We start from the raw sequence: 21298 nt of genomic DNA, 5'->3' as shown, positions 1-21298 counted from the left end.
TATCGAACATGTTTAAGAATGACATTCGACAAGCCGGTCGCCGACACCCAAAACGCCGATGAAACTGCTAGATGCCCTGGTCGAACAGCGAATTTCGGCCGCAGCCGCGCGCGGTGAGTTCGATAATCTGCCTGGCGCGGGCGAGCCCCTCGAGTTCGACGACGACGCCCTGGTTCCCGAAGAAGTGCGTGTTGCCAACCGCATTATGAAAAACGCCGGTTTCGTGCCTCCTGCTGTCGAACATCTGCGCGCGTTGCGTGATCTGCAAAACGAAACAGGCGTTGCGGAAGATCCGGCGACACGTCTCAAGCTGCAAGCCAAGATGCTCGCGCTCGACATGGCCCTTGAATCGCTGCGCGGCAATTGCACGGTGGTGCCGCTCGAATATCGGCGGCGCATTGCGGAGCGTCTGTCCGAGCGCTGGTCGGAGCAGGAAAAGACCGCAGACGTTGCCACGCACGATCAGGCCGGGCAGAAGTGACAGCCGTTTCCGAGCCTGCATCCCCGGACGAGCGTGACCGTCGGTTCATGGCGCTTGCCCAGGCCGCCGCCGAAAAAGCGCGTGCGCTGGGCGAAGTGCCTGTGGGTGCGGTGCTGGTACGCGGCGACGAAGTCATCTCGACCGGTTTCAATCATCCTATTGGCGCACACGATCCATCGGCGCATGCTGAAATGGCTGCGTTGCGCGCCGCTTCCATCGCACTCGAAAACTACCGCTTGCCCGGTTGCGAGCTGTACGTCACGCTCGAACCCTGCATCATGTGCGCCGGCGCAATCATGCATGCACGCATCGCGCGCGTGGTGTTCGGCGCGCACGATCCCAAGACCGGCGCGTGCGGCAGTGTCGTCGATGCATTTGCCATCGGCAACCTGAACCATCACACGACCGTTACCGGCGGTGTGCTCGGCGACGAATGCGCCAACGCGCTGCGCAGTTTCTTCGCCGAACGCCGGCGCGAAACCAAGGCGGCACGCGATGCCCGCAACGCCGCCACGCCTGATCCCGCCGATCCAATTTTACCTCGCCCATGACCCTTCGCGCACGCACCATCGATCTCGTTGCACCTTCTGGTTATCCTGCTCTGGAGCCGGTTGAACGCGCGATCGCGCGTCTGCAGGAGCAGGGACATACGCTCGAGAATGCGTCGTCCGCGTGGCGCCGGTACCAACGGTTTGGCGGTACGGATAGCGAGCGCGCAGCGGATATCAACCGGCTTGCCGATCCGTCGCGGCCTTTGCCTGAAATCGTGCTGGCAGTGCGAGGTGGTTACGGTGCGTCGCGCATACTTCATGGTCTCGACTACGACGGTTTGCAACGCCGCTTGCGTGATCAGCCCGTGGTGATGGTCGGCCATAGCGACTTTACGGCCCTCCAGCTTGCGTTGTTCGCCCGCGCCGGCATCAAGACTTTCGGCGGGCCGATGCTCACTGCCGATTTTGGTGCTGAAGCGCTGAGCGCATTCACGATGGATCACTTCTGGGAAGCGATCACGAAGCGATCTTTCACGGTGACGAGTGACGTCCACCAAGCGCAATCCGCCGATGTCACCGGCATGCTCTGGGGCGGCAATCTCGCGATGATCGCTTCGTTGATCGGCACACCGTACATGCCACCTGTCGAGGGCGGGATCCTGTTTCTCGAAGACGTCAACGAGCATCCGTTTCGCGTTGAACGAATGATTTATCAGCTTCATTTGTCCGGGATTCTTGCGCGGCAGCAAGCCGTCGTACTGGGTCAGTTCACGAGCGCCAAACTCTCGGAATACGACAACGGATACACGTTCGAGACGATGGTCGAGCAGGTTCGATCGCTGGTCGCGATTCCGGTCGTGACCGGGTTGCAGTTCGGACACGTGCCGGATTTGCTGACCTTGCCTTTTGGCGCGACTGCGCATCTGGTCGCGAGACCAAGTGGTTTCAGTATGAAGCTTTCGGATTACCCGCATTTGTCCTGACTACGTTCGAAGGTCAGCTGAAAAGCGCCCAGTCGGGCGCTTTTTTCATTTGAACGCACTGGATTTGGGCAAATTTGCACGGGTTTTGTGCCCAATATTGTTGACAATATTGGGGACGCACGGAGTGAGGGATTTACCTGATAAGGCCTCCCGAGCCTTCATCTGCAGGCCTCTGGACTGCTTTTGAGTAGCGTGACCTCCCGCAGGCGACCGAATTTCACGAGAAATTGTTGACAGTTTTTATGTCCGTCATAAGATGCAACACATACAGGCGAACGCGATCATGTCCGAAGACAAAATGAAAGCTTTATCGAAGGTAAGCGTCATTGGCAATGCGGTTCCGGCTGCTGCGGCTACGGCCGAATCGATCGCGGCAAACATCCGTGATGCGATCCTCGAACATCGTCTCGCGCCTGCGGCCAAGCTGACAGAAGCGCAGTTGTGCGAAGTATTCGATGTAAAGCGCGGTACGGTGCGCCAGGCGCTGGCGCAACTCGCGAGCGAGCGTCTGGTCGATCTCGAGCCGAACCGGGGCGCATTTGTCGCGAGTCCGTCGGTGCAAGAGGTCCATGAAGTGTTCGAGATGCGGCGCATCGTCGAGATGGCCGTGGTCGAGCGCATTTGCAGCGGACACGGCACGCGCAGGCTGAAGTCGATCAGCGCGACGATCGGACGTGAACGCAAAGCATATGAAAGCCGCGATTTTTCATCGTGGATAAGGTTGTCAGGCGAGTTTCACAAGGAGCTCGCGCAGCTTACCGGCAACACTGTCTTGTGCGAATGCCTGTCGGGGCTGGTGGCGCGCTCCACGCTGATATCGGCGTTGTATGAGTCGCTTGGCCGGAGCTCCTGCAGCTTTGAGGATCATGAGGAAATCCTGGCCGCACTCGACGCCGGCGACGCGCCCAAAGCCGCCGAACTGATGGCGCGTCACTTGCAGGACGTGGAAATGAAAATGCTCGACCGGCCCGCTCGCGGCGCAGTCGATCTGCATGAAGTCTTCGCCAAACCGAAGTCCGCCGAGCGCGAAAAGAGCGCTTGAAAGAAGTGTGTTGCCGCGCGACCTTAAGCATGGGCGCGCCGCGATAAGCCTTAATTGAAAGTCGAGTGAATCTTAAGGTCCGCATTGAACGAATGCGTGACTTGACCGTGCCTTTTCCTGGATGCATGCGCTTTTGTGCGCGTGTTGAAGTGTTGAATTGCGTCCGCGCAACGTCTGTATGCGTTTGGACTGCTAAATGAATCGATCAAAAGAACGCCGCGCGCGAACCTGTGCGAAGGCGCCGTGTAGCCATACAACGAAGCCGTAGAAGTTGACGACCTCAACGACGATCTTAAGCGGCGCCATTGCCGAGTTCATTCAAGGAGAAGTCATGGTTCAGTTCAGTGCGACCCCTGGCAGTGCTGCAATACCCCCTTACGAAGATTCGGACCGCGATCCAGAATATCCGGCTGGATATAGCGATCGTCTTTATAACGACGACCTCGCGCCGCTCAAGCACCAGACCTGGGGCGCATACAACATCTTCGCTTTCTGGATGTCGGACGTGCACAGCGTAGGCGGTTATGTTTTCGCAGGAAGTCTGTTCGCGTTGGGCCTGACAAGCTGGCAAGTGCTGGTTTCGTTGCTGGTTGGAATCGGTATCGTCAATGTACTTTGCAACCTGATCGCCAAGCCGAGTCAACAGGCCGGTGTGCCTTATCCGGTTGCCTGCCGCGCGACCTTCGGCGTGCTGGGCGCGAACCTTCCCGCCGTGATTCGCGGGCTGATCGCAGTTGCGTGGTATGGCATCCAGACGTTCCTTGCTTCCAGCGCGCTCGTGATCGTGTTGCTGAAATTCATGCCGCAATGGATGCCTTACGCCGATGTCCACAATCACGGCTTTGCGGGCTTGTCCGCGTTGGGCTGGGCCGGGTTCATGCTGCTGTGGGTCCTGCAAGCCGTCGTGTTCTGGCGCGGCATGGAGATGATCAAGAAGTTCATCGACTTCGCGGGGCCGGCGGTGTACATCGTGATGTTCATTCTTGCCGGTTACATGGTGTGGCGTGCGGGTTGGCGCAATATCGGATTGAACCTGGGCGGGGTCAAGTATCACGGCATGGAAGTGGTGCCGGTCATGATTACGGCGATCTCGTTGGTCGTGTCCTACTTCTCCGGACCGATGCTCAATTTCGGCGACTTCTCGCGATACTGCAAAAGCTATAAGAGCGTGAAGCGCGGCAACTTTTGGGGATTGCCGGTCAACTTTCTCGCGTTCTCGCTGGTCACCGTCGTGACGACCGCCGCGACCTTGCCGGTGTTCGGTCAACTGATTACCGACCCCGTCGAAACCGTGGGCCGCATCGATCAACCGACGGCCGTCATCCTCGGCGCTTTGACTTTCACGATAGCGACCATTGGTATCAACATCGTCGCAAACTTTGTTTCGCCGGCTTTCGATTTTTCGAATGTTGCACCACGTCTGATCAGCTGGCGGATGGGCGGAATGATGGCGGCGGTGGCGTCGATTTTCATCACGCCATGGAACCTCTTCAACAACCCCGCCGTGATCCATTACACGCTCGATGTACTGGGCAGTTTTATCGGACCGTTGTATGGCGTGCTGATCGTGGACTTCTACTTGATGAAGCGCGGCAAGTTCAAGGTGGAAGAGTTGTACACGACCTCTGAAACAGGACGTTACTGGTACACCAATGGCGTGAACTGGCGCGCGGTATCGGCCTTGTTGCCGGCTGCTGCGATTGCGGTCGCATGCGTGATGATCCCGGCGTTGCAGGGTTCGGCAAACTTCTCGTGGTTCATTGGCGCGGGATTGGGCGCCTTGTTTTACTGGATCATCGCGGACAAGAAATCAGTGTCGAATTTTTCCTGAAAAAAATTCATGCCACGCATGGTGTAGCGTGGCATGAACGTGATTTCACTGGTGCTTTCCGTACGCTCAAGGAAGAAGGTATAAATGCGCATCAAACTGATCAATCCAAATACGACCGAACGCATGACACGCGCAATGGATCGCTGCGCTAGAGAGGTGGCATCGGATGGGACGGAAGTCATCTCGGTCAGCGCGTCGATGGGACCACCGTCCATTGAAGGCTATTACGATGAGGCGCTTGCAACGCTGGCCTTGCTGCAGGAAATAGAAAAGGGCGAGAAAGAGGGCATGGATGGTTATGTCATTGCGTGCTTTGGCGACCCCGGCCTTTACGCGGCGCGCGAACTCGCAAGCGGTCCTGTCATAGGGATAGCCGAAGCGGCAATGCATGCAGCAAGCGTGATTGCGCCGAGCTTTTCTGTTGTGACAACGCTCAGGCGCACATGCACGATGTCGTGGCATCTGGCCGAGCGATACGGTATGAAGCGCTTTTGCAAGAACGTGCGCGCAACCGATGTCGCCGTGCTCGATCTCGACATTCCAGGTTCCGAAGCGCGCGCAATCATCATCGATGAATGTCGCAAGGCGTTAGCGGAAGATGGCGCGGAATCCATCGTCCTGGGGTGCGCCGGCATGGCAGAGTTTTGTCGCGAGATTGAAGATGCAATTGGCGCGCCGGTAATCGAGGGCGTGACGACTGCGGTCAAATGGGCGGAGGCGTTAATTTCGCTAAGGCTTAAAACTGCCAAGCGCGGCGATTATGCGCGCCCCTTGGCTAAACAATACGACGGCGCCCTCGCGGCTTATAGTCCTGAATGAGTCAAATGACCCTGGTGGCGTGCGCAGAACATACCTGTCACCTGACCCGCAATATCTGCGTATGAATATGGGCGCGGCGATGCGTTTTCGCTAAACTGGACTATCGTCGCGCAGGGTCCAATGCAGGGTCCTTAGGCACCGTGCGCGGCCCCATCGACTTTCACGCACTGATCCAGCCATGTCGAACCAATCGAATTATCCACGCGACCTGATCGGCTATGGCCGGCATCCCGTGCAGCCGAACTGGCCCGGGAACGCGCGCATCGCCGTGCAATTCGTGCTGAATTACGAAGAGGGCGGAGAGAACTGTGTTCTGCACGGCGATCCGGCATCCGAGCAATTTTTGTCGGAGATCGTGGGTGCGGCTGCTTACCCGTCGCGTCACATGAGCATGGAATCCATCTATGAATACGGGTCGCGGGCGGGCGTGTGGCGCATTCTTCGCGAGTTCGAAAAGCGCGGCTTGCCGCTGACCGTGTTTGGCGTTGGCATGGCGATTGAACGTCATCCGGATCTGGGACGTGCATTCGTCGAGCTGGGGCATGAAATTGCGTGCCATGGATATCGATGGATCCACTATCAGGATATGTCGCCCGAGAAGGAAGCGGAGCATATGCGTCTGGGCATGGAAGCCATCGAGCGCGTAACGGGCGTTAAACCGCTTGGCTGGTACACGGGACGTGACAGTCCCAATACGCACAGACTGGTAGCGGAGCACGGCGGCTTTCTCTACGACTCGGATTATTACGGCGACGACCTGCCGTTCTGGATGGACGTGGAAGTAAGCGGCGGCGCAAAAACGCCGCAACTGATCGTTCCCTATACGCTCGATACCAACGACATGCGCTTCGCCACGCCGCAGGGTTTCAACACGGCGGAACAATTCTTCGTGTACCTGCGCGATGCATTCGACGTGCTCTACGAAGAAGGCAGCGAGGCGCCGAAGATGCTGTCCATCGGCATGCATTGCAGATTGCTCGGGCGTCCCGGGCGCTTTCGCGCGCTGCAGAGGTTCCTTGACCACATCGAACAATATGACCGCGTGTGGGTCACGCGCCGCGTGGACATTGCGCGCCACTGGCGTGAACATCACCCGTATGAAGGTACGGCAGGAGCGAGCGCGTGATGACGACTGCACGAATGACACTAGAACAGCTTAACGCCGTGAACGCGGACGATTTCGTTGGCGCGCTGTCCGGCATCTTCGAACACTCGCGCTGGGTCGCGGAAGAGGCGGTGGCGAAGAGACCCTTTGCGAGCGTCGATGCGCTTTATAAAACCATGGCATCCATAGTCGATAACGCCGGCGACGCGCGTCAGCTTGCGTTGATCAACGCTCACCCCGAGCTTGCGGGCAAGGCTGCGGTGCGTGGCGAACTCACGCACGAGTCCACGCGTGAGCAAAGCGGTGCGGGCCTCGATCTGTGCACGCAGGAAGAGTTCGACACCTTGCAGGCGCTCAACTCAGGCTATCGTGAGAAGTTCGGTTTTCCTTTTATCTTGGCCGTGCGCGGGTTTGATCGTCACGGCATCATCGCGAACTTCCAGGCGCGGCTGAATAACAGCCGCGATGTCGAGTTGCGCGAAAGTCTGCAGCAAATCTACCGGATAGCGCGCTTCAGGCTCGACGATCTGATCGTCGCCTGATGTCCGCGCGCCGCCTTCAACTCATACAAGGAACCTCATGTCCATTCCGACACTCGATCCCAACGCTCCCGAATTCACGCGCCGTTATGTGAACCTCGCGGACCCGCGGCTTGGCGCGCAGGCGCTCGAAGCCAGCGACGATTTTTTTGCGCCCAAAGAGCGCATGTTGAATCCGGAGCCGGCTGTTTTCATCGTGGGCAAATTCGACGATAACGGCAAGTGGATGGACGGCTGGGAAACGCGCCGCAAGCGCGTGAGTGGTTACGACTGGTGTGTGGTGAAACTGGCGCGGCCGGGCGTGATCAAGGGGTTCGATATCGACACGAGCCACTTCACCGGCAACTTCCCGCCGGCGGCGTCCATTGAAGGCGCGCATGTAGCCGATGGCGCGCCGAATCAATCGACGAAGTGGACCGAGGTCGTGCCGTCCATGACGTTGCAGGGCAACACGCATCACTACGTGGATGTCGCGAACGAACAACCGTTCACGCATTTGCGCGTGAACATATATCCCGATGGCGGTATTGCCCGGTTGCGCGTCTATGGTCAGCCGCAGCTCGACTGGAGCAGTGCGAGCCGCAGCGAATTGTTCGATCTCGCTGCCATGGAAAATGGCGCGTATCTGGTTGGCACGAACAATCAGCATTTCGGCTTGGCGTCGACCTTGCTGATGCCGGGCCGCGGCGTGAACATGGGCGATGGCTGGGAAACGCGGCGTCGTCGTGAGCCGGGCAACGACTGGTGCATCGTGGCGTTGGCGCAGCCGGGCGTGATCAAGAAAATCGAAGTCGATACCGCGCATTTCAAGGGCAATTATCCTGACCGGTGTTCGCTGCAGGCCGCGTATGTGACGGGTGGAACCGACAGTTCGCTCGTTACGCAGGCTATGTTCTGGCCGGTGCTGCTTGGCGAGCAGAAGTTGCAGATGGACAAGCAGCACGGGTTTGAATCAGAGATTGCTGCACTGGGCCCTGTCACGCACGTGCGGTTCAACATTTATCCGGATGGTGGCGTATCGCGGTTGCGCTTGTTCGGCACGCTGGCGTGAAGTTCATGATGAAGCAGGTCCTGCGATGAAAAAGTTGGCAGTTGAACCGTTGACCAAGGCAGCCTTCGAGCCGTTCGGCGAAGTCATCGAGCTCGAGGGCGCGAAGCAGATCCCGATCAACCTCGGGACGACGATGCGCTTCCATGATCTGGCTCGTATCGATGTGGAAGACGAAGGTGGACGGACGCTGGTGAACCTGTTCCGCGGGCAGCCGCGGGTGCTGCCGTTCGAGGTATCGATGCTTGAGCGGCATCCTTTGGGAAGTCAGGCGTTTGTGCCGCTCAACGATCGCCCGTACCTGGTTGTGGTGGCGCCGGCTGGCGAGTTGAAACCTTCTGCTATTCGCGCGTTTGTGACGCGCGGGTGGCAGGGCGTGAATTACGCGAAAGGAGTCTGGCATCACCCGTTGATTGCACTTGATGAAGTGAGCGACTTCATCGTGGTTGATCGTGGTGGGGATGGGGTCAACCTCAATGAGCAGCAACTGGAAGAATCGCTCTGGTTGATGGACGAGGACTTCGGTCGTACCTGACTAGAGTATTTGCGTGAACGAAAAGCAGCGAGCCGGTTCAACCCGTGCCGCTGCTTTTTGCTTTACTGGATTTGTTTGAAGGTGTTTCAGAGGCTCAGCTAACTAAGCGAACATTTGATCAAGCCATAGATCGCAAACGAAGGATTCGGTCATACCAAGTCCTATGTGCATTGGAACTAGCCCGAGACCACTGGTGGCGAAGCGTGTGGATGTAAGAGTTCGGAGGGGGAGGGGTTCAAGTGTCGGTGGTTATGGCGTCGAGCGTTCTTCTGAACAACCAAACAGATTGGAACTGCACGCTCGGGACACTTATGAGCCATCGGTTGAGAGGCGTTTTCTTTGCTTCGTTTCTTTTTCGCCGTTGGAAAAAGAAATGAAGTCCCGCCACGGACAGTGGCTAATAGTGTTCAAGAAATCAGCCAAGACAAACCGCGCGAGAACCTGGACAGCAGCAACCCGGCATAACCGAGCACCGAGCTACTGCCATCAGCCGTCCAGGCCCCGCGCAACATACCAAACCAGTGCGAACGAAAATTACTTCAAAGCCCCGCCTTGAAACCAAGCAGCGATCTTGGCCCGTTCGGCATCGGTCATCTGCGTGACGTTCCCAAGCGGCATCGCTTTTAGCACCACAGCCTGCTGATAGACCCGTTGCGCGTTCATCGAAATAGCGTCCGGCGTATCAAGCAAAACCCCTGCGGGCGCGGCGCCCATCATCGTGGGATGTGCAGCATGACAGGTCGCGCAACGCTGCTGCAGGATCGGCTCAATATCGGCAACCCGCACAACCGGCGCACCCGCCACTGGCGCAACAGTCGGCACAGCCTTCGGCATGGTCCACGCAAACGCACCGAACATCAGCAACACGCCAATCACAGGCAAATACCACAACACCTGCCCACGATGCCGCATCACAAAGAACTGCCGAATCAGCGCACCGGCCAGCATGATGATCAGCAACACGGCCCAGTTATACGGATGCGTGTAAGTCATCGCGTAGTGATTCGACAGCATCACGAACACCACCGGCAACGTGAAATAGGTGTTGTGCACCGAACGCTGCTTGCCGCGCTTGCCATAAATGGCATTGGGCACCTGGCCCTTGAGCATGGCATCGACCATCTTGCGCTGGCCGGGGATGATCACGAAAAACACGTTCGCCGACATGATCGTGGCAAGCGTCGCGCCGGTAATCAGATAAGCGGCGCGTCCAGCGAACACATGACATGCCAACCACGCCGCGATGATCACGTAAGCGCCAACACAGATGCCCAGCAACCGGTCGCGATTCCCGAGCAGGCGGCACAGCGAGTCATAAACAATCCAGCCCGCAAGCAGGAAACCCAGCGCTGACGAAACGGCAACGACCGGCCCCATGTCGAGCACGTTTTTATCGATGAGATACGTGCTCGGCGAGAACAGATACAACACCATGAAGAGCCCGAAGCCGGACATCCACGTGGTGTACGAAGGCCACTTCGACCAGTGCAAATCCTCGGGCATGTTCTCCGGCGCGACGGTGTACTTCTGCATGTTGTAAAACCCGCCGCCATGTACGTGCCACAATTCGCCGAATACGCCGCGCTTCGTCGCGGCAGGATCCTTCGCCGGTTTCAGGCTGTTATCGAGCGCCACGAAATAGAAGGACTCGCCAATCCACGCAATCGCCACAATCACATGCAGCCAGCGCAACGCGAGATTAAGCCAGTCAACAATAAAACCTTGCATGAAACGTCTCCACCACGAATTCTTTAATCAAGCCTCAAAGGCCAGCTCTTGAGCAAAACTCCGATCAACCTCAGCTTCCGCGATACGTGCTGTAAGCCCATGGCGATACAAGCAGCGGCACGTGATAGTGCGAGGTGGCATCGGCCACACCGAAACGCAGCACCACGCGATCCACGAATCGAGGCTCGGGCAGCGTCACGCCACTGGCAGCGAAATAATCGCCTGCGTGGAACACGAGCTCGTATTCGCCTGTGACGAATGCATCGTCCTGAAGCAACGGAGCGTCGCAACGCCCGTCGGAGTTGGTTTGGGTGGTGAGAAGTGAACGCCGGGTTTCACCGGCAAGAACGAAGAGTTCGACTTTGATGCCGGCGCCGGGACGGCCGTGCGCGGTATCGAGTACGTGGGTTGTTAGCTTGCCCATTCGCGTTGTCCTTGTAGTGTGCGAGGAGCGGCTGCGCATCGAACCGTCTGGAACAGACTTCAGCGGCGGATCGAGGCTCCACAATCGTGGCTACATACCCGTCGGCGTGAGTGGATGCGCGCCGTGTTCAGCATTGTAAAAAGTTGCCGTGATCATAACGCCCGCGATAAGCAAGATAATCCGCAGCACATGAGCGAAAACCCTGCATTGCGGGCGAGAACGGCCATGCGTTCCAACCCTTTTTCATCGCTTCCCGCCGATGCTACCTGCGCCAAAATTCACCATCATATTGAGTCTGTGAAGACAACTATGGCGGCGTTCGCATTGTCAGGGGCTTTTTGGCTTGTGACAGTGAGGCCTTGCACAGCGCGGCTGGCTGGCATCCCGAAGACGGCGATCGACGCTGGGTAACCGGGTGAATACGCGAAGTCGAGTGTTATCTTCGCGCCCTCGGAAAACAGTGAAGCAGCGGAGATCAATATGCAACAGAAGCAAAAAACCTTGCTGGTAAAGAATGCGCAGGTGCTCGTGACCATGGACGACGCACGGCGTGAGATTCGCGACGGCGGATTGTTTATCGAAGGCAACCGGATCGTGGCCGTTGGGCCGACGAGCGAGTTGCCGCAGGACGCAGACGAAGTGCTGGACATGGCGGGCCATCTGGTGATTCCGGGTCTCGTCAACACCCATCACCATATGTACCAGAGCCTGACGCGGGCCGTGCCGGCAGCGCAGAACGCCGAGTTGTTCGGCTGGCTCACGAGCCTCTACAAAATCTGGGCGAACCTGACGCCGGAAATGATCGAGGTATCGACGCTCACCGCCATGGCCGAGTTGCTGCTCTCGGGCTGCACGACGTCGAGCGATCACCTCTACATTTACCCGAACGGCGCGCGGCTCGATGACAGCATTGCGTCGGCGCAGCAAATTGGCATGCGTTTTCATGCGGCGCGCGGCAGCATGAGCGTCGGGCAAAAAGACGGCGGATTGCCGCCGGATTCGGTGGTCGAGAAAGAAGACGCGATCCTGAAAGACACGCAGCGCCTGATCGCGACATATAACGACAAAGGCCGTTACGCGATGCTGCGCGTCGTCGTGGCGCCATGCTCGCCGTTTTCGGTGAGCCGCGAGTTGATGCGCGATTCGGCTGTACTGGCGCGGGAGTATGGGGTATCGATGCACACGCATCTCGCCGAGAACGTGAATGACGTCACGTACAGCCGCGAGAAGTTCGGCATGTCGCCGGCCGAATACGCCGAGGATCTGGGCTGGGTCGGACCGGACGTGTGGCACGCGCATTGTGTGCAGCTCGACCGCGCGGGTATCGAATTGTTTGGACGCACCGGGACGGGCGTGGCGCACTGTCCGTGTTCGAACATGCGGCTGGCATCGGGCATTGCGCCAATTCGTGCGATGCGTGATGCGGGCGTGAGCGTGGGCATCGGCGTGGATGGATCGGCATCGAATGACGGTGCACAGATGGTCGCCGAAGTGCGGCAAGCCATGTTATTGCAGCGCGTGGGGTTTGGTCCCGACGCCATGGGCGCGCGCGAAGCCCTGGAGATCGCCACGCTTGGCGGCGCAAAAGTACTGGGCCGGGACGATATCGGCGCGTTGGCGCCGGGCATGGCCGCGGATTTCGTGTCGTTCGATCTAAGCCATCACGCTTTCGCCGGCGCGCTGCACGATCCCGTCGCGGCGCTGGTTTTCTGCGCGCCGTCGCAGGTGGCGACGAGTGTCATCGATGGAAAGGTGGTCGTGCGTCACGGTCAGTTGACGACCGTCGATCTGGGTCCGATCGTCGAGCGTCATAACCGGCTGGCGGGAAAGCTGATGGAAATGGCCCGCTAGGGTCTCGGGAAAGGATCAGGGAACATCGATCAGCGAGCGCGTGGCATCGGCAACGAGGTGACGCAGCCACCGTACTTCGTCGGAGTAATGGCAGCGCTCGTGCCACAACTGGTAATACTGCATTGGCGGGAAATCGAGCGGAGCGGGCACCACGGTCAGCGGCAGGAACTTCGCGTAGTGATCCGCAAAAAGGCGGGTGGTCGTGAACACGAGGTCCGACTTGATCAGCACGTACGGCGCGAGATTGAAGTAGGGCAGCGTGACGACCACATGGCGCTTGAGGCGCTCGCGTGCCAGATGGACATCGATCGCACCGCGCTGGCCCACGGAATAAGGCGTGGGCGCGAGATGCGGCGCGTTGAGGTACTGGTCGAGTGTGAGCGCGCCGCGACGCGCAAACGGATGATTGGAACTGACAAGGCACACGATCTTGTCGACAAAAAGATTCGAGAGATGCAGTTGTTCTGGCGGCTCGGGCCAGTTGCCCACAACGATGTCGAGCTTGCCTTCTTCCAGCGCGAGTTCGTAGTCGAAAGCGGGACCGAGCGAATGAAATTCGAGCGTGGCGTTGGGCGCAGCAATGCGAAAGCGCTCGACCACGGTGGGCACGAACAACACATTCAGGTAATCCGGGCAGCCAATCCGATAACACCGCACCGAAGTCGACGGTTCGAAATTATGTTGCTGGACCTTGATGCGTTCGATCTCGCGCAGTGCGTTTTGCGTGGGTTCGAGCAGGCGCAGACCGTATTCGGTCGGGACCATGCCTGCTTTGCCGCGCACGAGCAGCGGATCTCCGGTGATATCGCGCAGACGCCGGAGCGCCGCGCTGATGGCGGGTTGCGACTGATTCAACTTCACGGCCGCGCGTGTGACGCTGCGTTCCATGAGAAGGGTGTGCAGGACGCGTAACAAGTAAGTATCGATTGCTTCGCGTTGCTGACTCATGTTCTCTCCAATATACGGTCTAGCTGATAGACCAAGGTGCGGGACATATTGTTTTTAATATGACACATTTATGGCGTCAAGACAGACATACCCGAAAGCAAGTTCGTTGCAAGCTTTGCAACAGCCGTTTGTTGCTTGGAAGTGACTTCAACGTGGCGTTATCACGCGCACTATTTTGAGCAATCGACGCCCCGCACCATTTTGGGTATCTTTTCCTCGCAGACTGCTTGTTTCCGTTGCCGCCTGACCGGTTACCCCGGTTTTGCGCAATTTCCGCACTTTCTGAGTCCATATGGGCGACGCTATTTCCTCTTCCATTCAGCCGGGCGGTGCGCGTGTTCCGCGCCTCGCGCTACGCGGCATCAGCAAGCAATATCCCGCCGTCAAGGCGAACGACGACGTCACGCTCGTCGTCGAACCCGGTGAAATCCACGCCGTGCTCGGCGAGAACGGCGCCGGTAAATCGACGTTGATGAAAATCATCTACGGCGCCGTGCGGCCAGACGAAGGCGAGATTCAGTGGAACGGCGAGACGGTCGAGATCGGCAGTCCGGCAGCGGCGCGAAAGCTGGGTATCGGCATGGTGTTCCAGCACTTTTCGCTCTTCGATACGCTGACCGTCGGCGAGAACATTGCGCTCGCGCTCGACGATAAATTCGATCTCAAGACCTTGAGCAAACGCATCCGCGAGGTGTCGGCGGACTACGGACTCGATGTCGATCCGCAGCGCCACGTGCATAGCCTGGCGGTAGGCGAACGGCAGCGCGTCGAGATCGTCCGGTGCCTGTTGCAGAACCCGCGGCTCTTGATCATGGACGAACCGACGTCCGTGTTGACGCCGCAAGCGGTGAAGAAGCTCTTTACGGTGCTCAGAAGACTTGCGTCCGAAGGCTGCAGCATTCTCTACATCAGTCACAAGCTCGATGAAATCCAGGCGCTGTGCCAGACCGCGACGGTGATGCGCGGCGGCCGTGTGACGGGCAGTGTCGATCCAAGAAAGGAAACGCACGCATCGCTCGCGCAATTGATGGTCGGCCACTCGCTGCCGGACTACACGCGGCGCGAACACACGCCGGGCGAGGTGAAATTGGCGGTAAGGAATTTGTCGGTCACGAGTGCCGATCCGTTCGGCACGTCGCTCAAGGACGTTTCGTTCTCCGTGCATGCAGGAGAAATTTTCGGCATCGCTGGGGTGTCGGGGAATGGACAAGCCGAGTTGCTTGCCGCGCTTTCGGGCGAAATCCGCGATAAACACATCGCGCCCGATGCGATCACTATCGTGGGCCAGCCAGCCGCGCGCTACAGCGCCGGTGGCCGGCGTGCGCTCGGCTTCGCCTTCGTGCCCGAAGAGCGGCTTGGACGCGGCGCGGTGCCGGCCATGTCACTCGCGGAAAACGCGCTGTTGACCGGGCATCGCGAACATATGGTGCGGGGCGGCTGGATCAGCACGAAGTCCATGCGCGCGTTCGCCGACCGTTGCATCAGCGCCTTCGATGTCCGCTGCGGCGGCAACGGCGCGCTCGCGCAAAGCCTGTCCGGCGGCAACTTGCAGAAGTTCATCGTGGGCCGCGAGATCCTGCAGGAGCCCAAGGTGCTCGTCGTCGCGCAACCGACATGGGGCGTCGATGTCGGCGCAGCCGGCTTCATCAGGCAGCAACTGCTCGATCTGGCCGCGCGCGGCGTGGCGATCCTCGTGATATCGGAGGAACTGGAAGAACTCTTCGATATCTGCGACCGCCTCGCCGTCCTTGCCCGCGGCAAACTTTCTCCGGTTCGCGAAACCGGCCTCACCAACGCAGAAGAAATCGGCCTCTTCATGGCGGGTCTCTTCGATGGCAACCGCGCCGAACCCGCCGCCCTCGACACCACGGCATCGACATCATGAATTTTCCGTACCGACTCGAAGCGCGGCCTACGCCGTCGCGCGCCATGCAACTCGCGGTGCCGGTGGTTGCTGCCGTGCTGACGCTGATCATCGGCTTCCTGATTTTTACGCTGGTTGGACAAGACCCCTTGCGCGCGATGCACGGGTTTTTCATCGAACCGTTGTCGAACGTGAATGGCTGGTCCGAGCTTGTCCTGAAAGCGTCGCCCTTGTGTCTGATCGCGCTCGGGCTTGCTGTTGGCTACAGGGCGAACGTCTGGAACATCGGCGCGGAAGGGCAGATGCTGCTTGGCGGGATCGTCGCGGGCGGTATCGCGATTCATCTCCCCGATGCAACCGGCTGGTGGATCCTCCCGCTGATGATGATCGGCGGGGTGATCGGCGGCATGGTCTGGGCGGCGATCCCCGCGTTGCTCAAGAGCCGTTTCAACACCAACGAAATCCTGACGAGCCTGATGCTCACGTACGTTGCGACGCAATTGCTGATCTATCTGGTGAGCGGTCCGTGGCGAGATCCGGAAGGCATGAATTTCCCTATCTCGGCCATGTTCAGCGATGCCGCCCAATTCCCGCGTCTCTACAGCGACTGGGGCTGGGCGTGGCTGAAGGGAACGCGGATCAACGCATCGGTGTTCCTGACGGTGATCGCGATTCCGCTCGTGTGGTTGTTCATGAGGAAGAGCTTCGCGGGATACCGGATGAACGTGGGCGGTCTTGCGCCGCTCGCCGCCCGCTACGCCGGTTTCTCCGATAAAAAAGCCATCTGGACTTCACTGTTGCTGAGCGGTGGTCTCGCCGGTCTGGCCGGCATGGGCGAGGTCGCCGGGCCGATCGGCCAGTTGCAGGCCGGGTGGTCACCGGGGTACGGCTTTACGGCGATCATCGTTGTGTTTGTCGGGCGCTTGCATCCTGTCGGGATCGTGCTGGCAAGTCTTCTTATGGCGCTGCTGTATCTCGGTGGCGAAGCGGTGCAGACGTCGCTGCAATTGCCGCAAGCGCTCGCCGGCGTGTTCCAGGGCTTGCTGCTGTTTTGTCTCTTGGGCGCGGATTTGTTCGTCAACTATCGCGTGCGCCGCCGGGTCGTCGCGCACGCGCATTCATAAATAAGTCGATAAAAGCATATGGACATCAATCAAGCCAGTTCGCTTGCATCGAGCGCCGTTGTCGCGGCCATTCCGCTGATGTTCGCCGGCGCGGGCGAGCTTGTCGCGGAGAAGTCGGGCGTTTTGAACCTCGGCGTGGAAGGCATGATGCTGATGGGCGCCGTCACCGGATATGCCGTCACCGCGATCACCGGCAATCCGTGGCTCGGGATCGTGGGCGCGATCGTCGCGGGCGTACTGATGTCGCTCGTGTTCGCGTTCCTCACCATCACCATGCTCGCTAATCAGGTCGCCACGGGTTTGTCGCTGACGATCTTCGGCATCGGGTTTTCGGCGTATATCGGCAAGCCTTATACGTCGGCGGCGGTGCGCGCTTCCATCGACGTATTGCCGATACCTGGTCTCGCTTCCATTCCCGTCATCGGACCGGCGTTTTTCATGCTGACGCCGCTCGGTTATCTCGCGTTCATCATGTTCGGCGTGATCGGCTGGTTTCTGTACAAGACGCGCGCCGGGCTCGTGCTGCGCTCGGTTGGCGAGTCGCCGTCGGTTGCGCACTCGGTCGGCTTTCCCGTGGTCGGCGTGCGTTACGCAGCGACGCTTTTCGGCGGCGGCATGGCGGGCATTGCCGGCGGTTATTACTCGATCGTCTACCTGCATTTGTGGCAGGAACAGTTGACCTCCGGGCGCGGCTGGATTGCGCTCGCGCTGGTCGTATTCGCGACGTGGCGGCCGGGCAGGTTGCTGATCGGCGCGTTGCTGTTCGGCGCCGTGATGGCCCTGCAGTTCTATGCACAGGCGATCGGCGTACCGATTCCGACACAGTTTCTCGCGATGCTGCCGTACCTTGCGACCATCGTCGTGCTGGTGCTGATCTCGCGCAATCCGAACACGATCAAGCTCAACGCTCCGGCCTCGCTCGGCAAGCCGTTTTTCGCGGCGAGCTAAGGGTGCTTGCCATCCCATTTTTTGCACCACGATTTATAAACAACATCGACAGGAGAATCACGATGAAGAAAAGCTGGCTGAATACGTTGGGCGCGGCAGGCGCCGTGGGCACGATGCTCGCGCTCTCCGCCACGATGGTGACCGCCCCGGCGCAGGCCGCCGATGCACCCGGCATTGCGTTCGTCTACCTCTCCAATCCAGGCGATGCAGGCTGGACCTTTGCGCACGATGCCGGCACGAAGGAGATCGAAGCCAAATACGGCAACAAGATCAAGATCACGCGAGTGGAAAACGTCCCGGAATCGGCGGACTCCGAGCGCGTGTTTCGCGACCTGGCGGCGAAGGGCAACAAGGTGATCCTGGGTACGAGCTTTGGTTATCAGGATTTCGAACTGAAAGTGGCGCGCGATTATCCGGACATTACGTTCCTGACCGCGACGGGCTATAAGAAGGCCAAGAATTTCGGCGTCTACGACAACCGCATGTATCAGGGCGCATACCTCGCGGGTGTGGCTGCCGGTTACGTGACAAAGACGAACACGTTGGGCTTCGTTGCGTCGGTGCCGATTCCCGAGGTAATCCGCAACATCAACGCGTACACGCTGGGCGCGCGATCGGTGAACCCGAAGATCCACACGAAGGTCATCTGGATCAATAGCTGGTTCGACCCGGGCAAGGAAAAGCAGGCAGCCGAAACGCTGATTGGACAGGGTGCCGATGTCCTGTTGCAAAACACCGATTCGAACGCGACGCTCGCCACGGCCGCTGAGAAGAAGGTTTATGCATTTGGCTGGGATTCGAACATGAAGAAGTTCGGTCCGAGCGCGCATCTGGGGTCGGTGGTATCGCACTGGGGTGTGTACTACAACATGATGGTCGAGGAGCTTCTGGCGGGTAAGGTCAAGACCGATCCGGTGTGGCTGGGCATGCCGCAAAAGGCGGTCGATATTGAAGACATGAATACGGCCGTTGTCCCGGCGAAAGCGATGCAGGCGGTTCAGGCAAAGCGCGAAGAATTGCAAAGCGGCAAATGGGATGTCTTCATGGGACCTGTGAAGGATCAGGCCGGTGCGGTAAAGATCGAAGCCGGCAAGAACCTGAGCGATCCGGAACTGCAGCGAATCAACTGGTACGTTGAGGGCGTGGACGGTGCGTTGCCGAAATAAGTCGCCGGTCGATATGAACGTCATATGAAAAGGCCGCGCTCTGGTGTGAGCGCGGCCTTTGTTGTCTGCGTCGCGATTAATCTTAATCGTCGATTCGCAGTCCAACTTTAAGCGTGACTTGCCAGTAGGCGACCTTGCCGTTTTCGATCTGGCCGCGGGTCTCGGTGACCTGGAACCAGTGAAGGTTGCGAAGTGTCTTCGATGCTTTTTCGAGCGCAACGCGCACGGCGTCGTCGCTGGATTGGGTGGAGGAGCCTGTCAGCTCGATTTGTTTGTAGACGTGATCGGTCATGGATTCTCCCGGTTCTGTTCGCTGTCCGCTGCGCGGGCCTAAGTAGCACCCAAGTGTTTCAGCAAGTCTTGAGCCTAGAACAAGGCGAACATAACGCCAAGACGCAGGGTTGTCGCTATCTACATTATTGCGCTCATGCTGATACGTGCAATACGGGTTTCCGATTTGACTGCCACAGGCACTGGTGGCGAAGCGTGTGGGTATCTGTTGACGGAGGGGGAGGGGTTCAACTGTTCTGAATTGCGGCGTCGAGCGTTCTTCTGAAGAACCAAACAGTTAAACGTGCACGCTCGGGACACTTAAGAATTAGCGGTTGGAAGGCGTTTTCTTTGCTTCGTTTCTTTTTCGCCGTTGGAAAAAGAAATGAAGTGCCGCCACGCACAGTGGCTAACAGTGCGAAAAAGATCAGCCAGGACGGAACGCGCGAAGACCTGAAAAGCAACAACCCGGCACAAACCCCGCCCCCGCCCTACCTCAACCTCGAAGCCGCATCCCCCGCATCCTGCCTGCGGGCCCCACGTCTAACCCGCGAACTCGCGGTCGCACCAAACTCGCTCAAAATCTGCGTTCGGGCCCGGCTGGCAAAGACCAGAATTCCGAACCCATTAGCCTCATACCAATACCCGCCATTCTCGAGCCCATCGATCGGCTGTTCCAACGCATTGGTGATGCACTCAATACACCGCCGGTGCAATTCCTCCACTGCTGGATAGGGCGGTTGCGCACCCCGCACGCTGCAAAGAAGTACATCGAGCCCCGGCAGGACATGTGCATACAACACCGGTTCATCCTGGGCGCGAGCACGTGCGATCTTCGTATCGAGTTGGCCGAACGGCTTGAAATGCCTGAGCACGGCGAGGAAGGACTCATCGCCGTCGACCTTCGCGCGTCTACGCTTTTTCGGGAAGGACATAAAAATTCGCCTGAAAAAGAATTGCAAAAAACGCAGCGTCCTCATGCGGCCACTCCCGTCTGGCGGGCCGCTCGTTTGTCTGGACACGTCGATCTTTTATAGCACATCGAAGTGGTGGGTTCACGGCGATTCAGGGTAAGGGCGCAGCACCTGGGTCAATCGACCTGTCGTGCAGCGCCGCACGAATTCTGCCGAAAACCCTGCTGCGGCTCGCATGGCATTCATGTCTCAATAATAGACCTACGAAACCCCGCTGCGCCAAAAATCGCGAGGAAAATTCAAGCGAATGTCACGAACTGGCATCCCCGCAACAGTGCGAGCACAAAACAAAAAGCCCGCGGCAAGCATCGCGGGCTTTTATGTATCACGCCTGAATCAATCGTGGATGTGAGTGGCAGGTTCCACCTCAGACGCGCGGCGTACCCTTGAGGGAGTCGCGGATCTCGCGCAGCAGGAGCACGTCTTCAGGCGTTGCAGGCGCTGGCGCGGGCGCTTCATTCTTGCGCAGGCTGTTGATGAACTTGACCATCAGGAAAATGATGAACGCCAGGATGATGAAGTTGATCAGTACCGTGATGAACGACCCGTAGCCAAATACGGCGACGCCTGCAGTCTGCAAATCCTTGTACGAGCCGGGATTACCCTTGAACGACGGTGGAATCTCGCCCAGCTTGATGAACAAATTGGAGAAGTCCAGCCCGCCGGTCGCCAGTCCGACGACCGGCATGATCAGATCCTTCACGATCGAATTGACGATGGTCGAAAACGCGCCGCCGATAATCACACCGACCGCCAGATCCATCACGTTGCCTTTTAAGGCGAAGGCCTTGAATTCCTGAACCATGCTCATGCGTCGCTTCCTCCGTAAATAGTTCACAAGAATCGGCAGCAAAGGATGTGCCATTGAATCAAATCCATAAACGAATGGCCGAAACGCCGCGGAAGCTGGAGTCGTTCTGATCGGGCGACCATTCATTGAAACGGATAATGACAATGATATCGAATCGGTTGCAATTCCGTCCCCGGTTTTTTGTGCGATAGGGACTGAATAAGTTGTCGAGCCAATCGTCAGGATTTTTCCGGGGGCGCCGCCTTTACGCGTCCCGCTGCGATCGCCTGCACGAAGGCTGCGTGATCGTCGACGGTCTGCGCGCCGTAGCGCTCGA

The 21298-nt window shown here is 58.6% G+C and carries 20 protein-coding genes and 1 pseudogene; 15 read left to right on the top strand and 6 right to left on the bottom strand.

Annotated features, from left to right (window positions below; genetic code table 11):
* Positions 1-58: 58 nt before the first annotated feature.
* From ACRXB1_RS05240 to ACRXB1_RS05195, 10 genes and pseudogenes are all read left to right on the top strand, one after another.
* Entirely contained in the window at positions 59-481 is a 423-nt protein-coding gene (locus ACRXB1_RS05240) for a DnaJ family domain-containing protein (protein WP_061999194.1), read from the top strand.
* Entirely contained in the window at positions 478-1032 is a 555-nt protein-coding gene (tadA, locus tag ACRXB1_RS05235; RefSeq protein ID WP_375508284.1) for a tRNA adenosine(34) deaminase TadA, read from the top strand. Before ACRXB1_RS05240 ends, tadA begins: the two co-directional genes overlap by 4 nt.
* Positions 1029-1955: a muramoyltetrapeptide carboxypeptidase gene (gene ldcA / locus ACRXB1_RS05230; RefSeq protein WP_174362511.1), complete on the top strand. Its 927-nt coding sequence runs from the start codon at positions 1029-1031 to the stop codon at positions 1953-1955. The genes tadA and ldcA overlap by 4 nt, the downstream gene beginning before the upstream one ends.
* Before the next feature lie 283 nt (positions 1956-2238).
* Complete coding sequence (locus ACRXB1_RS05225; RefSeq protein WP_082771467.1) at positions 2239-2997, top strand: GntR family transcriptional regulator; 759 nt, start codon at positions 2239-2241, stop codon at positions 2995-2997.
* A gap of 331 nt (positions 2998-3328) precedes the next feature.
* Positions 3329-4828, top strand: coding sequence for an NCS1 family nucleobase:cation symporter-1 (locus ACRXB1_RS05220; protein ID WP_449491345.1), 1500 nt, complete (start codon positions 3329-3331; stop codon positions 4826-4828).
* Positions 4829-4912: 84 nt separating this feature from the next.
* Positions 4913-5644, top strand: a pseudogene (locus tag ACRXB1_RS05215) (aspartate/glutamate racemase family protein); the annotation flags it as partial.
* Between the two features lie 181 nt (positions 5645-5825).
* Positions 5826-6773: an allantoinase PuuE gene (gene puuE / locus ACRXB1_RS05210; RefSeq protein ID WP_075357851.1), complete on the top strand. Its 948-nt coding sequence runs from the start codon at positions 5826-5828 to the stop codon at positions 6771-6773.
* Entirely contained in the window at positions 6773-7294 is a 522-nt protein-coding gene (gene uraD / locus ACRXB1_RS05205) for a 2-oxo-4-hydroxy-4-carboxy-5-ureidoimidazoline decarboxylase (RefSeq protein WP_075357852.1), read from the top strand. Before puuE ends, uraD begins: the two co-directional genes overlap by 1 nt.
* 37 nt (positions 7295-7331) lie before the next feature.
* Positions 7332-8342, top strand: coding sequence for an allantoicase (gene alc / locus ACRXB1_RS05200; RefSeq protein ID WP_061999201.1), 1011 nt, complete (start codon positions 7332-7334; stop codon positions 8340-8342).
* Between the two features lie 25 nt (positions 8343-8367).
* On the top strand, positions 8368-8874 hold the full coding sequence (locus ACRXB1_RS05195) for an ureidoglycolate lyase (protein WP_449491344.1): 507 nt from the start codon (positions 8368-8370) through the stop codon (positions 8872-8874).
* A 534-nt stretch (positions 8875-9408) separates the two neighbouring features.
* Here the strand turns inward: ACRXB1_RS05195 and ACRXB1_RS05190 are convergent.
* Together ACRXB1_RS05190 and uraH are read right to left on the bottom strand one after the other, a co-directional pair.
* Complete coding sequence (locus ACRXB1_RS05190; protein WP_061999202.1) at positions 9409-10602, bottom strand: urate hydroxylase PuuD; 1194 nt, start codon at positions 10600-10602, stop codon at positions 9409-9411.
* Between the two features lie 70 nt (positions 10603-10672).
* Positions 10673-11026 carry a hydroxyisourate hydrolase gene (gene uraH, locus ACRXB1_RS05185; RefSeq protein ID WP_075357855.1) on the bottom strand — a complete coding sequence of 118 codons (354 nt, stop codon included), beginning with the start codon at positions 11024-11026 and terminating at the stop codon, positions 10673-10675.
* A gap of 480 nt (positions 11027-11506) precedes the next feature.
* Here uraH and ACRXB1_RS05180 point away from each other — a divergent pair, with 480 nt between their 5' ends.
* Positions 11507-12877, top strand: coding sequence for an 8-oxoguanine deaminase (locus ACRXB1_RS05180; protein ID WP_449491343.1), 1371 nt, complete (start codon positions 11507-11509; stop codon positions 12875-12877).
* A gap of 15 nt (positions 12878-12892) precedes the next feature.
* On the opposite strand, the gene ACRXB1_RS05175 is transcribed toward ACRXB1_RS05180, so the two are convergent.
* Positions 12893-13825, bottom strand: coding sequence for a LysR substrate-binding domain-containing protein (locus tag ACRXB1_RS05175; RefSeq protein WP_056352995.1), 933 nt, complete (start codon positions 13823-13825; stop codon positions 12893-12895).
* A 292-nt stretch (positions 13826-14117) separates the two neighbouring features.
* Between ACRXB1_RS05175 and ACRXB1_RS05170 the strand changes: the two genes are divergently transcribed.
* The 4 genes from ACRXB1_RS05170 (at position 14118) to ACRXB1_RS05155 (ending at position 18927) form a co-directional block, all read left to right on the top strand.
* Entirely contained in the window at positions 14118-15710 is a 1593-nt protein-coding gene (locus tag ACRXB1_RS05170) for an ABC transporter ATP-binding protein (RefSeq protein ID WP_449491342.1), read from the top strand.
* Positions 15707-16813, top strand: a complete 1107-nt coding sequence (locus ACRXB1_RS05165) for an ABC transporter permease (RefSeq protein WP_061999207.1) — start codon at positions 15707-15709, stop codon at positions 16811-16813. The genes ACRXB1_RS05170 and ACRXB1_RS05165 overlap by 4 nt, the downstream gene beginning before the upstream one ends.
* A gap of 18 nt (positions 16814-16831) precedes the next feature.
* Positions 16832-17761: an ABC transporter permease gene (locus tag ACRXB1_RS05160; protein ID WP_075357858.1), complete on the top strand. Its 930-nt coding sequence runs from the start codon at positions 16832-16834 to the stop codon at positions 17759-17761.
* Positions 17762-17823: 62 nt separating this feature from the next.
* A complete protein-coding gene (locus ACRXB1_RS05155) occupies positions 17824-18927 on the top strand; it encodes a BMP family ABC transporter substrate-binding protein (RefSeq protein WP_449491341.1) in 1104 nt (367 codons plus the stop codon).
* A gap of 82 nt (positions 18928-19009) precedes the next feature.
* On the opposite strand, the gene ACRXB1_RS05150 is transcribed toward ACRXB1_RS05155, so the two are convergent.
* The 3 genes from ACRXB1_RS05150 to mscL form a co-directional block, all read right to left on the bottom strand.
* Positions 19010-19219, bottom strand: a complete 210-nt coding sequence (locus tag ACRXB1_RS05150; RefSeq protein WP_056353004.1) for a dodecin — start codon at positions 19217-19219, stop codon at positions 19010-19012.
* A gap of 469 nt (positions 19220-19688) precedes the next feature.
* Positions 19689-20177 (bottom strand): hypothetical protein, encoded by a 489-nt coding sequence (locus tag ACRXB1_RS05145; RefSeq protein ID WP_061999210.1) that lies wholly within the window; start codon positions 20175-20177, stop codon positions 19689-19691.
* Between the two features lie 361 nt (positions 20178-20538).
* Positions 20539-20982, bottom strand: coding sequence for a large conductance mechanosensitive channel protein MscL (mscL, locus tag ACRXB1_RS05140; protein ID WP_062000815.1), 444 nt, complete (start codon positions 20980-20982; stop codon positions 20539-20541).
* Positions 20983-21298: the final 316 nt, after the last annotated feature.

The organism is Caballeronia sp. M23-90 (assembly GCF_053574605.1).
Note: the sequence above shows the minus strand (reverse complement) of the source record. Positions and strands in the feature narration are given on the sequence as shown.